General features: G+C 44.2%; 12 protein-coding genes and 1 pseudogene. 1 reads left to right on the top strand and 12 read right to left on the bottom strand.

Features of this window, described 5'->3' with window-relative positions:
• Nucleotides 1–193: 193 nt before the first annotated feature.
• From LCM00_RS16580 to LCM00_RS16560, 5 genes are all read right to left on the bottom strand, one after another.
• On the bottom strand, nucleotides 194–469 hold the full coding sequence (locus tag LCM00_RS16580; protein WP_224904131.1) for a hypothetical protein: 276 nt from the start codon (nucleotides 467–469) through the stop codon (nucleotides 194–196).
• Nucleotides 470–904: 435 nt separating this feature from the next.
• Nucleotides 905–1,270 carry a DUF2294 domain-containing protein gene (locus tag LCM00_RS16575; protein ID WP_224904129.1) on the bottom strand — a complete coding sequence of 122 codons (366 nt, stop codon included), beginning with the start codon at nucleotides 1,268–1,270 and terminating at the stop codon, nucleotides 905–907.
• A gap of 84 nt (nucleotides 1,271–1,354) precedes the next feature.
• Entirely contained in the window at nucleotides 1,355–1,834 is a 480-nt protein-coding gene (locus tag LCM00_RS16570) for a DUF1641 domain-containing protein (protein ID WP_224904127.1), read from the bottom strand.
• Entirely contained in the window at nucleotides 1,834–4,806 is a 2,973-nt protein-coding gene (gene fdhF / locus LCM00_RS16565; RefSeq protein WP_404802170.1) for a formate dehydrogenase subunit alpha, read from the bottom strand. The genes LCM00_RS16570 and fdhF overlap by 1 nt, the downstream gene beginning before the upstream one ends.
• 194 nt (nucleotides 4,807–5,000) lie before the next feature.
• Nucleotides 5,001–5,813: a formate/nitrite transporter family protein gene (locus LCM00_RS16560; RefSeq protein WP_224904125.1), complete on the bottom strand. Its 813-nt coding sequence runs from the start codon at nucleotides 5,811–5,813 to the stop codon at nucleotides 5,001–5,003.
• A gap of 987 nt (nucleotides 5,814–6,800) precedes the next feature.
• Here LCM00_RS16560 and LCM00_RS16555 point away from each other — a divergent pair.
• Nucleotides 6,801–8,243 (top strand): DEAD/DEAH box helicase, encoded by a 1,443-nt coding sequence (locus LCM00_RS16555; RefSeq protein WP_263623400.1) that lies wholly within the window; start codon nucleotides 6,801–6,803, stop codon nucleotides 8,241–8,243.
• 35 nt (nucleotides 8,244–8,278) lie between these two features.
• Here LCM00_RS16555 and LCM00_RS16550 read toward each other — a convergent pair whose 3' ends face one another.
• The 7 genes and pseudogenes from LCM00_RS16550 to LCM00_RS16520 all read right to left on the bottom strand — a co-directional run.
• Nucleotides 8,279–9,526 (bottom strand): TerD family protein, encoded by a 1,248-nt coding sequence (locus LCM00_RS16550; RefSeq protein WP_224904123.1) that lies wholly within the window; start codon nucleotides 9,524–9,526, stop codon nucleotides 8,279–8,281.
• 66 nt (nucleotides 9,527–9,592) lie between these two features.
• Nucleotides 9,593–9,871, bottom strand: coding sequence for a hypothetical protein (locus tag LCM00_RS16545; RefSeq protein WP_224904121.1), 279 nt, complete (start codon nucleotides 9,869–9,871; stop codon nucleotides 9,593–9,595).
• A 354-nt stretch (nucleotides 9,872–10,225) separates the two neighbouring features.
• Nucleotides 10,226–11,476 (bottom strand): DUF2254 domain-containing protein, encoded by a 1,251-nt coding sequence (locus LCM00_RS16540; RefSeq protein WP_224904120.1) that lies wholly within the window; start codon nucleotides 11,474–11,476, stop codon nucleotides 10,226–10,228.
• 184 nt (nucleotides 11,477–11,660) lie between these two features.
• On the bottom strand, nucleotides 11,661–12,893 hold the full coding sequence (locus LCM00_RS16535; RefSeq protein ID WP_224904119.1) for an L-lactate MFS transporter: 1,233 nt from the start codon (nucleotides 12,891–12,893) through the stop codon (nucleotides 11,661–11,663).
• 128 nt (nucleotides 12,894–13,021) lie between these two features.
• Nucleotides 13,022–13,750, bottom strand: coding sequence for a LytR/AlgR family response regulator transcription factor (locus tag LCM00_RS16530; protein ID WP_224904118.1), 729 nt, complete (start codon nucleotides 13,748–13,750; stop codon nucleotides 13,022–13,024).
• On the bottom strand, nucleotides 13,747–15,414 hold the full coding sequence (locus LCM00_RS16525; RefSeq protein WP_224904117.1) for a sensor histidine kinase: 1,668 nt from the start codon (nucleotides 15,412–15,414) through the stop codon (nucleotides 13,747–13,749). Before LCM00_RS16525 ends, LCM00_RS16530 begins: the two co-directional genes overlap by 4 nt.
• A 520-nt stretch (nucleotides 15,415–15,934) precedes the next feature.
• Nucleotides 15,935–16,249, bottom strand: a pseudogene (locus LCM00_RS16520) (PQQ-dependent sugar dehydrogenase); the annotation flags it as partial.
• Nucleotides 16,250–16,365: the final 116 nt, after the last annotated feature.

Raw genomic sequence — 16,365 nt, 5'->3', positions numbered from 1 at the left:
TCCTTGATTCCATCATTTATAGCTCTATTTTATCATTACTGCACAGCTGATAATCCGGATAAAATAAAATACGAGGCAAAACCTCTCCCATATCGGCAGGCTTGCCTCGTTCCTTTTTATTAACCTATGAACTTGTTAATCAGGCGCCAGCCTGCGTAAACGGTCTTCATTCCTGTTTCAGCGGCAATGCCCTTTAAACGATTATCATCAGCAGTCCAAAACCGATAATCCAGATCATTGGCACTGAATTAAAGATGATGGCAAGCACCTTATTGCGCCCGCGAAGCACCCAGCCCAGAATGGAACACACAATAACAGCAACAGGATACAGCCCGATGCCTATAACAAACGCACTGTTGCCAAGGGCTATCCCATTGTCAAAACTCATAAATGACAGACCCCAGATAGGGAACCAGGGAATAAGGCAAATAACATAAATGAGCTGGCTGACGATCAGAAATATCTTCATAATGATCTCCCTTGTACTGGCTTTAATGATGCAGTAAGTATAATTCATTCATATCTGTGTAAATCCATTGCCTATATACCTTATATTCATTTGGAGGCTTTATTAGCACCCAGCCTCCACTCCATTTTACCGATTTAATGGAAAAATGCCTATCAAAAAAGAGAACTGCGGCCAGTTATCTTTTGCACTGATGTCATTCAGAAACTGCTGCTTTTCTTTTAATTTCCTGATCTGCCTTCAAAGGTTTCCTACTAAATTGGGCCAAAATAAAAAGAGGCTTTACCAGCGTCTGCTCAACGATTGGAAAGCCTCTAAGCATTGTATCTTCTTTTTATTGTCATCAAAAAACCTCTGTATAAATTCAATATTTCTCCCTTGTATCTAAGTGAAAACTCAATCACCTATTCGAGCTGGGAAGCCACTAATGCAGCTTTCTCACTTCATCTGCTTCCCCTCAATCGGCCGGTCAAACACAAATACAGTCATGGCGATATCTTCTTTGATATTGATATCGGAAAACAGCCTGATTACTCTGGCGTCCATCAGGTTTTCAAATTTTAATTGGACTTCCGGCTTTTTATAAATTTCTTTTACAAATCTAGTTCTCGTTTCATGAACCATATCTTCCCCTTGTGCCGAAGTGATCATGAACTTCTCCACATTGGTCAGATTTCCTCTCATTTCACTGACAGCCCAGGAACCAATGAACTTGGTGGTAATTTCTTTAGGTCCATTTCCAACGTATTCTTTTCGGATTTCACGGACAAGCATACTGAATTGATGTTCCAGATTCTTTGCCATCTCTGCCCCTCCTATTGATACACATTAGTTTGTTATAAAAAAGGAAACCCATTCATTATAAAATGAATGGGCCAGGATTCAGGCTTATTCTTTTAAGCCTTCCCCCATACCTTTTAATAGATTGAATCCAAATCCGAGCACACGATTGATGTCAGGATCTTTTAAGGCCTTCATTAAGTCAAAAACCCCGATTTTGCTATCCTCTTTTAATCCCTGCTCAGCCTTTTTCATTCCTGCCATCAGGCTTTTTGATAGCTTGGCAGTTGTCTCTGGATTGAGCTGGGTAAGAATGCCCCCTGCTGCCATCGCGTTATTGATCATGTTTGTGACAGGCTCGCGTGTGAGCTGGCCGATTGCAGCATGTGCAGCCTTCTCTTTTGCTTTCAGAAGGCTTCCGGCAGCATCCAGTATCCCGCTGTCATGCAATTCCTGCAGGAGAGCCAATGTCTCAAGCAGTGAATCTTTATTTTCAACAATCCCGGAGAGAAGATTCTCCAGGGATTGCTGCTTCAATTGTTCTTCTGTCAGTTCTGTCTTTTGAATGACGCTTATCGGTTTTGCCATCAGGCATTCCTCCTGTCATAGGTACCAGGACTGATATGTTCGTTGACACTCGCAATCGGAACATAATCTCCGCGTTCCCACTTGCGGTAGATTTCAAGACCCATCTGCGGTGTACGTTCCGCATTGCGCGGATTGTACTTCGGAAGAGGATTCTCTCCGTTCAGCTGCAGAATCTCCATCCGCACCTTCACTTGCTTGTAGGCAGGTGTATGTGTCACAACGTCAACCGCACCGCCAGTCAGAAGGTTGACCGCACTTTCATGGCTTGAGGAGTGCATTGGCACATAGACCGTTTTTCCAACAACGCGATCAGTTATTAGGACCGGCAGTTTGATCGCACCGTATGGCGAGATCAGGCGGACAAGTGAACCATCCTCAACGCCGCGTTCTTTTGCAAGCTCCGGAGATACCTCCACGAACACTTTAGGGAATTTATAGTTCAGTCCCTCTGATTTATGAGTCATGTTTCCTTCATGGAAATGTTCAAGCAATCGTCCATTATCCAGTGATAGATCAAATTCATCCGGGAATACCATTGGCGGTACATAATCGAACAATCCGAAGCGTGCCTTCTTATCAGGGAAGTTAAAGCCGTCCTGGAAAAGAAGCGGTGTGTTCGAACCGTCCTGAGATCCCCAGTGGAAGCTGTTCCAGCCTTCAAGAACTTCATAGCTGCACTGGCTGAAGAATGGAGTCAGGCTCGCCATTTCGTCAAAAATCTCGCTTGGGTGAGAGTAGTTCCAGTCATAGCCCATCTTTTTAGCCAGCTGAGTAAGGATCCACCAGTCCGGTTTACTGTCGCCCATAGGCTCTAATGCCTTGTATAGACGCTGAACGCGGCGTTCAGTATTTGTAAATGTTCCATCTTTTTCAAGAGAAGGAGCACCCGGCAGAATCACATCAGCGAATTGGGCTGTAGTAGTCAGGAAGATTTCCTGCACCACAAGGAAGTCCAGCTTCGCAAGCATTGCCTGTGTATGGTTAGAGTCAGCATCAACCCATGCCATATCTTCACCGGCAACAAACATTGCCTTCAGATTGCCTTTGTCCACTTCACCGAGCATTTCAATATTATCAAGGCCTGGGTTTTCAGGCAGTTCTACACCCCAGGCTTTCTCGAATTTTTCACGAATTTCTTTATTTGTCACAGATTGATAGCCAGGGAAGATATTAGGCATCGTTCCCATATCGGCAGCACCCTGAACATTATTGTGTCCGCGCAGCGGATAAGCGCCGGCATTCGGACGCATCATGTTTCCAGTTGCAAGAAGCAGGTTCGCAATGGCAACTGAAGTGTGGGAGCCGGCGATATTCTGTGTAACACCCATTCCCCAGCAGATGACTGTTCCATCTGCATCACGGATCATTTCAGCCATTTCTTTTAAAGTTGCAACAGAAATGCCTGTAATGCTTTCAGCTTCTTCAAGCGTATAAGACTCGATCATGCTCAAGAACTCATCGTACTGATTCACATGTTCTGTGATGAATTTCGCATCATGCCAGCCCTGGTCAATCATATACTTTGTGACAGCGGAAAGCCATACAAAGTCTGTACCTTGCTTTGGACGGACAAACAAGTCGGCGCGGTCACCCATTTCATGCCTGCGCACATCCACGGTGATCAGTTTCTGGCCGTGAAGCTTCTGTGCACGCTTGATGCGTGTCGCAAGGACTGGATGTCCTTCTGCCGGAGCACAGCCTACTAAGATGACTAGGCCTGCACCTGCAATATCCTGGATCGTTCCAGAGTCGCCGCCGATGCCTCCTGTTTGCTGCAGTCCCCATGAAGCAGGAGATTGGCAGTAGCGTGAGCAGTTGTCGACATTATGTGTGCCGAACACCTGGCGGGCCATCTTCTGGATCAGGTAGTTTTCTTCATTCGTGATCTTAGATGAAGAAATGAAACCTAATGCATCGCTTCCGTAAGTATCTTTGATTTCTCCTAGGTTTTTGGCCACAACAGAAAGAGCTTCATCCCAGCTCGCTTCAACAAAGACATCGCCTTTACGGATCAATGGTGTAGTGATTCGTTCCTGGGAATTGACAAAATCCCAGCCGAATTTACCTTTCACGCAGGTAGAAACACTGTTGACCGGCGCATTCTCAGATGGTTCAATTTTAAGGATTTCACGGTCTTTTGTCCAAACTTCAAATGAACAGCCGACACCGCAGAAAGTACAAACGGTTTTTGTTTTCTCGATTTTCGTTTCGCGCATGGCAGCTTCTACTTCTGAAACGGCCATGATTGTTTGATAATCCGGCTCAACGGCTTTAACAAGGTCAATCATTGGTGTAAGCAGGTCATCAGACATGCTTGTCATGAAGCCGGCGTTTCCTAGCATTGATTTTTCCATCAATGCATTACAAGGACAGACAGATACACATTGGCCGCAGGATACACAAGAGGATTCGTTGATGCTTTTTCCTCCGTCCCATAATACGCGCGGCTGCCCTGTTTCCCAATCAATGGTCAGTGTTTCATTTACCTGAAGATCCTGGCAGGTTTCTACACAGCGCCCGCACAGAATACATTGGTCAGGATCATAGCGGTAAAACGGGTGAGACATATCGACTTCATAGCCCTTAGAGCGATGCGGACGGGTCTGGTGTTCAATCCCCATCATTTCTGCTGTGTTATGTACACGGCAGTTGCCATTGTTATTGTCACATACAGTACAGTACAGCAAATGGTTTTCCAGAATGCGGTCCATTGCTTCCTCTTGGGCGCCTTTGGCAATTTCAGACGAGGTGGCAATATCCATTCCGTCTTCCACAACTGTAGAACACGCACGCATCAGATTGCCATTCACTTCGCACATACAGGTATCACAGCTCTGTACCGGTCCAAGAACTTCGGAATAGCAAATATGCGGATGTTCGATTTCCTGCTGCATCAAATAATCTAAAATACGAGTTCCTTCTTCAACCTGGTGTGCTGTTCCGTTGATCAGAACATTCACTTTTTCCCCCACGGTAAAGCCTCCTTAATAAGAAAAGCACAAGCGCGTTGCTCCTTTGAGGAACGCAGACTAAGAACGCCACGTCCTGTGGCAATGTCTGCATGACCTCGAGGAGGCAGACGCTGCTGCTAGACAGTAATCAAAATTTGAAAATTATACTTTCTTACTTTTAAAAACAAATCTATCCAAAAAAACAAGAGTAATTGTCAGCTGGCTTTCTTAATACTTGATTTTGCTCTCATAGATGATTGAAGGGAATCTTTATGAACCAGCCAATAAGCCAGGCCTACAAAGACTCCTCCGCCAATGGCGTTTCCAATGGCAACAGGAACAAAGTTTGCTGCATAATCAGCCCATGTAAAACTCCCTGCAAAGATGGCTGCAGGAATGATAAACATATTGGCTACAACGTGCTGGAAGCCGATGGCAACAAACGCCATGATCGGGAACCAGATCGCAAGAATCTTACCGCCGATATCATCTGCTCCAAACGCAAGCCAAATCCCTAAGCAAACGAGCCAGTTACAGCCAACAGCGGAAATTAAAGTCGGCCAGAATGACTGGTCTATTTTCGCTCCGGCAACTGCAACAGTTTTAGTCAGGAATGCACCTGTTTCCGTCATTCCAACTACATGTCCAAAGAAATAGGCAACAAAGATTGCCCCGATAAAATTACTCACTAAAACCAGCAGCCAATTTTTGCCCAGCTGCTTGAACGTTGCGCGCTTTGCCAGCACAGCCAGCGGCAGTGCCATCATATTGCCTGTCAGTAATTCTCCTCCGGCAATAATGATCAGCATCAACCCGACCGGGAACACGGCTCCGCCAATAAGCGAGCTTAAAGTGCCCCATTCATGCGGCAGGTCGGCAACAACCCGGATATATAATAAGAAACCCAATGAAATAAAAGCTCCACCTAAAAATCCTAAAATGAGTGTGTGAGCCGGCCGCATGGTAGCCTTCTTCACCCCAGCTTCAACCGCCATTTCAGCGATCTGCTGTGAACTATGAAATGCCATATTTCTTCCCCCAATTATTATCTTTATGGTCCACAATACATAAGACAGTAAGGCTGCCTCTTAGGACCATCTCTCTAGAACCAGCCTGCCGTTTAAAAGGTCATATGAACGAGAACACAAAAAAGCCCACTATAAAAAGGCCCCATGCTTTTGCATGTACCATTTTTACAGTGGGCTGAAAGCTTAGCATTATGTAATACCAGCAAACCTTCCCGCTTCATACGAAATGAAAGAACAGGATGTACAGTCAATGTTAATTAACTAACATCAATGAACGTTTCATCCTCTATAACTTTTTAATTTTATCATAGATTCTTCGATTTGCGAATAGTTCTTGAACTTTTTTACAGTGGATACTGTCTATAAAGTATCTTTAAGTAAACGAATACTCTTTTGGTTCCTCTATTCGTAATGGGGGCTGATGGTTTCCGCTCCAGACACTTCGCTTTCCGCGGGGCGGAGTTGAGCCTCCTCGCGCTTGCGCGCTGTGGGGTCTCAACATTTCCGCTGCAATCCCGCAGGAGTCTGCGTGTCTTCCGCTCCAACCATCAGCGGTTTTAAAATGTGATTTTCTGTTAACCTTAAAGGAGTAATCCAAGAAGTTAATAATGCATAAGATCCTAATTTTATAGTCTTTAACCAATGATGCTGATCTGCACTGCAGGCACTGCACTTTCCGCTGGGCGGGGCTAAGCCTCCTCATGCTTGCGAGATGCGCGCTCTCAGCTATGCCGCTGCAATCCCGCAGGAGTCTTCGTGCCATCCGTTTTTTGGGCTTGCTGGAACAGTAGCAATAATGGTCAAGGCAGCTATTGTACTACCTTTTTCTACAGTGGATACAGGTGAAAAGGCCAGGGGGCTGGACTGGACTCTTATATCTTGTCCAGCAATTTTCAAGTATAATGAACCATATCTGATCATGCATACAATATTTCTTAAAGAGAATTCTATCCATATGACGAAAAAACAAAAAAACGGGGTTAAATAATGAGTAAAAGTTTTGCGGATTATCATTTAAGCGAAGAAATACAAAGGGCACTGGGTGTGTTAAAATACGAAACTCCAACAGAGGTACAAAGCAAGGTCATTCCCTTGGCAATGGAAAAGCAGGATCTTGTCGTAAAAGCTCAGACAGGAAGCGGGAAGACCGCCTCCTTCGGCATTCCTGTCTGCGATATGGTTGAATGGGAGGAAAAAAGCCCGCAGGCCTTAATCCTTACCCCAACAAGGGAGCTCGCGGTTCAGGTCCGTGAAGATATTACGAATATCGGCCGGTTCAAACGCATCAAAGCAGCTGCCGTCTACGGAAAAGAACCTTTTACAAAGCAAAAGGAAGAATTAAAGCAAAAAACGCATGTGGTCGTTGGGACACCTGGAAGGGTTATGGACCATATCGACCGGGAAACGCTTGTCTTGGACCAGATCAAATATCTGATCATCGATGAAGCGGATGAAATGCTTAATAGAGGATTTATCGATGAAGTGGAAGCCATCATTAAAGAGCTGCCTTCAGACCGGGTGACCATGGTCTTCTCTGCTACCCTGCCTAAAGATGTTGAGGCCCTTTGCCATAAATATATGAAAGACCCTGTTCATGTCGAGATCGAATCAACCGGGGTAACCGCCGAGACGATCGAACATTTCCTGATGGAAGTGAAACAGGAAGATAAGCTTTCACTGCTTAAAGACATCACCGTTACAGAAAATCCCGACAGCTGCCTCATATTCTGCCGGACCAAAGAATATGTGGACACGGTGTACACTGAACTGGATGAGGCAGGATATTCCTGTGAAAGGCTCCATGGCGGACTGGAGCAGGAAGACCGGTTCTCTGTTATGGAAGGCTTCAAAATGGGGAACTTCCGCTATCTGATTGCCACCGATGTAGCTGCCAGAGGGATTGATATTGATAATGTAAGTCTTGTCATCAACTATGATGTCCCGATGGAAAAAGAAAGCTATGTGCACAGGACCGGAAGAACCGGCCGTGCCGGAAACAAAGGGAAGGCCATTACATTTGCCACACCTTTTGAAGAAAAATTTCTTAGAGCGATTGAAAGATACATCGGCTTTGAAGTCCCAATTATAGAAGCGCCAAGCCAGCAGGATGTAACTGCAGGCAAAGCGGCATTTGAAGAAAAAATCAGCGGCAGAAGAGTGGTCAGAAACAATAAAACAGCCCGAATCAACCAGGATATCATGAAGCTCCACTTTACCGGCGGCAAAAAGAAGAAAATCCGCGCCGTTGATTTTGTCGGAACCATCGCCAAAATTCCAGGAGTCACAGCAGATGATATCGGCATCATCACCATCCATGATCAAATGTCATATGTTGATATTTTGAATGGGAAAGGCTCATTGGTTTTGCAGGCTATGGAGAATGCGACGGTTAAGGGGAAGAAATTGAAGGTCAGTAAGGCGATCAAATAAGAGCCAAGGGGACAGACCCCTTGGCTCTTTTTCCCCTACTTGTAGTCATTAATCGGCCCCTGATCCATTAAAACTTCCACCATATTCGAAGCTCCCATTACTAGTTTGGGTCTAAACTCCGAGTTGGGTGCACTATAAAGCTCTAAAGGGCTTATAATCACTCCATCGTCGGTATTATGGAGTATTCCGGGCACACAGGTATAGATCGTGTCATTATTATTCGCATTCTTGGAGGAAATGGTAACAGAAGTTCCGCTATGATTATCAATACTCATGGATACCTTGTATCTGTAGAATGACCCTGTCCCATTTGACTGAGCAGAATATACCACAGGAACCACTGCCAGAATATCATTCGTCAGCCTCAATTTAATGACTTCTTTCTTTGTGGATCCGCTGAATCTCCCAACATCCCCCATGTGTTCTACTGCTCCATTGCCATATCGCCTGAGGGGCGGTGTTCCCTGGGCCCCAAACATGGCCACATCTATCTGCCTGCCATTCTTTGTATAAACTAAAGCATATATATCATAGTCTGTTCCTGTCTTCCAGGAGACTGTAGCCGTAATTTCAGGTGTTTTCTCAATTAGTACCGGCTTTTGGCCTTTATCGAGATTTATTTTCCCCTTTGCTTTTTCAAGGCTTATCGGCGGCAGAGTATTCAGGCTGCTTTTCTGTTCAGGGACTGATTGTGTTTTAGCAGGTTCTTTTATAACTTGTTTATCAATTGCTTTAGGTTCAGAAGGCTGTTCCTGCTCCTCTGGATCAACCTCAACACCGTAAAGCTTACATAAGCCTTCAAGACCTGAATCGAAGCCCCGCCACACTGATTTTGCCTTTGTCTGGCCGTTTCTTACATACAATTCCAGTACAACTATTCCATTTTCATTTTTAAAAACAGATGGGACAAACTGAATTACATCAGCACCGGCACTGATCTCTGCCTTTAAGTTCCTTACATTTGAAAAACCAGTATGATTATCCTCGGTAAGCGTGATCGCTATTTTAGTAATGCCTGCAGGGACTTTACTCATATCAAATTCAATTTTATGTACCTTTGTATGTCCCACATTCATTGGCGGGATAAGGGAAGCCGCTCCGGAAATACTTTTTGGCTGATTATAAAAGATAATCCCGCTGTCTCCCTGTACCCTGTCTGAATCAGAAAGCAGGAAAGCGGTTAAGGAAATATCTATCATATTGGACGTTTCGTAGCTGACAGTCACAGTCCCTTTTGGAGAACTCAAAACTGTATTTGCTCCCATTTGAAGCAATGAATTCATATAAATCAACCCTTCTCATATGCATTGTTTTTTGCAAGAGTAATCTTAACATTAGATGATTATTTTTTACTTTCTCAGCTCTAAAAGAATAGGTGCTATATTCAGCAGAATAGAAACAATCGTCAAAAACCATAATCCCTTTTCCATGGCAGGTACCACATCCATTAAAGCCGGCCAATCCTCACTCCTTACCCAATTGGATACAGAACTGTATTGTGCACAGAGTGTCAGAGCGGTTAATGAAATTCCCATAGCCATCGGAAGTTTATAATCTTTTCCGGTCACATACATATATAGATTTATAAAAGTTGCTGTTATGGCGGCAACTCCTAGTATGAACCACATAATTATACCTCCATCATATTTTAAGAAGAGCATTTATCGTTATCTTATTTTGTAAACTGGCTTATTTGTTGATTAGCTCTCCATCTATTCTAGCAAATAATTACTTTTATCTTAAACCGATTTCTTTTATTTCAGAAAACTCATTTCGCACTAACAAGGAGATTAGCGTTGGCACAAGAGTTATGGAGTACTGTTAATTTTTCACCTATTATAGTGCAATTTACTTCTAATAAACGCCTTTATCATTGCTGCAACAAAAACAGGGACATCAATCCATATGCGAATTGTGTCCCCATAAACTATGTTTTAGCCGACAAACCCTGCCTTTCAAGCCAGGTTCTTTAGTGTCCAGCATCATTCTTCAATCAGATTGACTTTATACAATTCATCCCTCTCGGTTTTGGTGAGTGCAGCTGCTTCTACTTGTTCTTTCAGATAATCTGCGAACTTATCAAGGCTTTTGCGTATTGACGGGCTGCTGCCTGAGCCTATTTCTTCAAGCGCCTTGAAAATCGCCTGCATAACTGAAAAATCATCTTTTCCATAGTGGCTGATCTGCCTGAAGGAAGTATTCAAAAGATCTTCAAATGGACGATGCGGAATAAAAACTCCCATCCTTCCTTCTTCATCAGAAATGGCTTTAACACTCCCATTTAAATGGCTGGCCGCAGACAGGCAAACACTTAAGTAATTGATGCACTGGATGGCTGTATTGGGGTCATTGATTCCCGGAGATACCGCCCTCAAGGCCACCTCAGCAATTTTTTGCAGACCAAATTCCACATCTCTATAGGTGGTCCGCTCTGTCCCTATAATAACAGCATCCTCAAGGCCTTCCGGAATTTCTTCCTGATTGTGGACACAAAGCAGATCATGCTTGTCTGTGACAAAATGGCCAATTGGCTTGAGGACCTCAATGATACTCCCCTGTTCAGAAGCATGCTGCATCAGCTTGTCTTCATTAATATACTGAATATAGCCAAACCGTTTGGCCTTTACAGCCTTTGCTTCAATGACAACCGATGGCCGGACCTGCAGCAGGGATACACGGTCATCCTCCTCAAAAATTTCTTTTTCCTTCTTAACCATATCCAATGCATCATCCGCAAGCCTCTCAATCAGCTTGCCGACCTGAATGGATGTGGCGACATGGTAGATGAAATAGGCGAAGAAAGCGAGGCAAATGAAAGCGATGATGACGCCGATAGTAGCCGATGCTACCGTATTTCCGACAGATTCCCTTATAAACAGCAGCGTAAAAATACAATAAACAAATCCGCCAATGAAGACTCCCAGCACTCTCATCGTCACTGGGTCCTGAATGAAGTTCTCCAGCGTCCTTGGCGAAAATTGAGAAGAATATGTAGTTAATACAACCATCGTGGTAGAAAAAGTAATGGTTGTCATGGTCAATAACGAACCGGCAATGGTCCCAAGAATCGTTTTGCCCAAATCCAGCCCCACAAGAAATATCTCAGGATAAAATGCTTCCAAATAAAAATCAACATATACGACAATGATCGCAAGAATCAATGCCACAATCGTATACACAGCCGGAATGAACCATGTACCTTCCTTTATTTTAAATAAGAACTGTTTAACCAATTCCCTCCCCCTTTCTTTGGTGCTTTTTATTGTTTTTGCCCTAATATTCTTTAGGTGAAACAAAGAAAGAGCCAAGGGGACAGGTCCCTTGGCTCTTTCTTATAAAGGATACCTAACCACAGCACATTAATAATACCAACGTATTGTGAGTCAGGCACACCAATTTTCATCACCAAATATTTGATTATCCCACTCTCGTATGAGGCTCCAGCTTCATTTTTCCTTGTTCCTTACGCTTCTTGCCCTCACCAGGCGGTTTAATGGTCAGTGCGATCACTAATGAGACGATGCATAGTGCTGCAATAACAGTAAAGGTGGCCTGGAATCCTCCAAGTACAGCAGCTACGAGGGAGCCTGCTAAAGCTCCGATTCCAAAGCCCTGATAGATCACGCCATAGTTCTTGCTTTGGTTCTTCAGTCCGAAGAAGTCTGCCACAATGGCTGGGAATACGGTGATGTTTCCGCCAAAGCAGAAGGCGATTGCTGCTACACAGGCGAAGAAAATCGGGAAGTTTAATGGAACAAAGCTTAAGACTGCAACTGCAATGGCAGTGACCAGCAGCGTTCCGCAAATGACTTCCATCCGGCCGATTTTATCTGACAGTGCACCAAGGACGATTCGGCCTGTTGTATTAAAGATGGCGACCAATGCGACTGCGTTTGCCGCTGTAGCTGCATCCAGCCCGGCTAAGCTGACACCAATGTCTTTGACAATCCCGACCAGGTATAGCCCGCTCATACACGCTGTGAAGAAGATTACAAACAGCAGATATGCCTGCTTCGTTTTCAGCATTTCTTTGACTGTATAATCCCTTTGCTTTGATGCTGCTTTCACAGAGCTATCTGCTGTTTCTTTAGCTTCTTTCAGTAAAAATGAGCCGCCAACGACCATGACCAGTACGATTGCTCCCCATAAGAGGAATGCTGTTGAAACGCCGAATGATGAGATAAAGCTGGCGTTCACATATTTAAAGATCAGGCTGCCTGTCCCAAATGCCCCAACGGAAATCCCTGAGATCAAGCCTTTTTTCTCCGGGAACCATTTGATCAGATTGCTTAGTGTTGTGATATAAGCCGTACCATCTGCGAAGCCTACGATCACCCCTGCAACAACATACAGCATCCATAAAGAGGATACCTGTGAGCTGAGGATTAACCCGGCACCAAGCAATATCCCGGCCGCAGCCACTAAACGGCGAAGGCCCCATCTATCCTGCAGCTTCCCTGAGAACAGGGTCGCAAATGCTAATGCAAAGCTTGTAATGGAAAAAGTGATGCTGGTTGCGCTTAATTCCCAGCCGAATTTATCGACTAGAGGCTGATTGAAAAGGCTCCACGTATAAATGGTGCCCAACCCCATCTGGACGATAATGGTGCCAATGATGATAAGAAGTCGATTTACATTTCGTTCGTTCATGTCGAATCTCCTCTTTCTAAGCGGTTTCATAATCTCAAGCAGTTGTATTTATACTTGAATTCTACCGCTGAAAAAGGAAATTAAATCGCTTTCAGAACGAAATGCCTGATATTCGGAATGAGTGGTATTTACAAATGCATAATCTGCCGGAACGCTTTCGACTTGCTTCTGCTGACCGGTATTTCTGCCTTTATCCCCTTCATCTTCAGCACATATGTATTATTGAACCATGGGACAATCTCATGGATTTTGGATAGATTCACACTATAAGAGCGGTGGCATCTAAAGAACAAATCCTGAGGGAGGCTGTCATGGAATTCGGTAATCGACATTGGCATCGTATACTCATCCGATTCTGTGTAAACCAGGGTGATTTTCTCACTTGCTTCTGCATAATAAATATCATTTACATCCGTCACGATGATATTTTCATTTTTCCTCAGATTGATCCGGCGATTTCGGTCCTGCGGAATTTCTTCCTGTGTTTGTCTGCCCTTCTGAAAGGCTGCTTCCAGCTTTGACAGCATAGCCGCAATTCTTTTTTCCTCATAAGGCTTTAAAATATAATCAAAAGCTTCCAGCTCAAATGCCTGGGCCGCATGCTCCTTATAAGCTGTCGTGAAAATGATATATGGCTTCTTCGCAAACTTGCTGATGCTTCCCGCCAGCAGCATCCCATCCAATGAGGGGATATTGATGTCCAGGAAGATGGCATCCACTTCTTGCTCCTGAAGGAACTTCAGCACATCCAGCCCGTCCTCAAAAGCAGCCACAACCTCAATATTGCTATGCGTTTCTATTAAATATTCCAGCTCTTCCTTCGCCGGAATCTCATCCTCTACTATGATCGCTCTCATGATGGCTCCTTACTTATGTCAAAATAAACTTCCGTGCCTGGATTCAGCCTGTGAATTACCAGATCAGTCCCGTAAATCAGCTTCACCCGCTGATGCACATTGAAAAGGCCAATCTGCTTGGAGGAAACCTCCCCTTTGTGCAATCGGTCAATCACTTCCTGGTCAATTCCTTTTCCTGTATCCCGCACACTCACCCTAATTTTATCCTCAAATTCCTTAATGGAAATCGTCACGCTGCCAGGCCCTTTTTGTTTTAAAATGCCATGGACTACGGCATTTTCCACTAAAGGCTGGATCAGCAGACTCGGCAATTTCAATTGGAGATCATCTATATCATAGACAACCTGAAGGCGTTCACCAAACCGTGCTTTTTCTATCTTAATATAATTCTCTACCTGCCCAAGCGCTGTCTGAACATCAATCAGTTCTTCACCGACTTCTAAGTTATATCTCATATAGCCGGACAGACTGATGATCAGCTCCCTTGCTTTCTCAGGGTCACGCCTTGTTGTTGAGGCAATTGCATTAAGAGCATTGAATAAAAAGTGAGGATTGATTTTAGACTGCAATGCCCTTATCTCAGCTTTATTGGCTTCTTCTTTAATCTGCTCCACTCTTGAGACTTCCATCAAGGTAGAGATGATCTGCGCCAATCCAATGGCCATCGTCTGCAGTGTATTTGTGATCGTATAGGCCTTGCGATAGTAAATCTTCAGCGTCCCCGTTATAATGCCCCGCTCCGACAGAGGAATAATCAGCAGGCAATGAATCTGCGGTGTATGATGATCGGCAATATTGTTCCTGATTGTAATCTGCCCATTTCGGATCGTTTCTTTCGTCAGATCACTGATAATTTCCTGTCCAATCTTATATTTCTCTTCTCCATATCCCACATAGGCAAGGACATCCTTTGTGTCTGTAATAGCCACGGCATCTGCCTTGATATCCTCTTGGATGATCCTGCAAATCGTCCGCAGCGATTCCCCGTTTATAGAACGGAAATAGGGAAGCGTCTTATTGGCAATATTCAGGGCCAATTGAGACTGCTGGGCAGCGATCCGCTCTTTCTCTCCTTCCACACTCGCAATCATCAGGATAATCAGGCCGATGCTGACCTGTCCCAAAATCATCGGAATCCCGATCTTCGATACAATTGCCACGCCCAATTCAAAGGAATCAGCCATTGCTAAAATAAGAATCATCGTCAGGATCTCGCAGAACATCCCGGCGACGATCCCATAAATCCACCGCCTGCTTTTCTTCATATAAACGTGGATATACCCAGCAATGAACCCTGCCAGAATACTGGTAATCAAGCATGGCACAGAGGTCACCCTGCCAATATCGATCAAATAGCGGTGCACCCCGGATACAATCCCCGTTACAATGCCGACCCATGGCCCAAACAGAATTCCCCCGGAAACTATCGCAATCGTCCGGATATTAATAATCGATCCTTCCACTTCGATTCCCGAATATGTCCCAAAAAGGGCAAACACACAGAAAATCCCCGTCAGCAGCGACAGCTCTACCGGGGAATGATGATCCCTCTGCAAAATCTCCTTAAACTTCGGCACCCTCGCCATAAAAAACAACGTAATCAGCAAGAGTGCCGCCCGCTCGATTAACCGAATGAGCATTTCTAACTCAGATGAAGCGTACATGATGGTGTGGCCTCCTTGGTGCAAAAGTACTTATAAATAAATTCATGCATAAGATGAGTATTTTGTATTCTTATCATTATTGGCTGGAAAGTTGAGGATAATGCTATTTTAGGGCAAGAAAAAACACAAAGCTATTTTTTGGCTTTGTGGTGTGCCTGACCCCCATCACGTTAATACTTAACCTAGATGGCTTCCTTTTGATTGATGAACCCTGCACAGGAAAAATAAGCGGGGATTTTCCGGCTAAATATAGAATGGAGTTCATTTCGAGGTAAATAAAGGGAGAATTTCCGGTTATGCAAAGCAAATTATCATAATTTCGTATTTTTTGAGTCAATAAGCGGAATTTCTCCGTCTATTTTGGCTTTTTTTTATAAAAATTACTAATTAAGCGGAATTCTTCCGTCTATTAATCAGACAGGCTCTTTAACCTGATCCCCTAACCGATAGGAGCGGATCCTTTGAGTTCCGGAGGCGGGAGTTAGCAGTTTGGGACCAGGCCCTAATTCATTAAATCCATTCATTGAACGACTTCAAAAACAGTGCCCTGGTTAAAATCAGTCACTTTCATTGAGCCATTAACCCCTAAATATAATCTGGTTTGGTTCAGATCCGTTCCCAAACTGACATAATAGGCTGATTGGGATCCAAAATTATAATCAGTTTGAATCACACTAAAATCATTTTGTTTACCATTCGGCTTCACTCTGGTATAAGCTAAAGCACCTCTAACCTGATCTTGGGATCCCTTTCTGGCAAGATCGGTAAACACAACGCTTCCTGTTAAACCAGGGATGCTATTTCCCATATATGGCTGAACTCCTGTAAGTGCTGTAATCGTCAACCCAAAAGTTGACCATGTCGCTCATATAAAAGTTGACCACCCTCTTGTTATTTCGAGTACGTCTCTTTGAGACGATAGCTTTCTCCATTCATAGGGATGATATGGGC

The sequence above is a fragment of the Bacillus infantis genome, assembly GCF_020171945.1.
Classification (GTDB): Bacteria; Bacillota; Bacilli; order Bacillales; family Cytobacillaceae; genus Bacillus_AB; species Bacillus_AB infantis_A.
The sequence above is the reverse complement of the archived record's forward strand: the minus strand, read 5'-3'. Positions and strand labels throughout refer to the sequence as shown.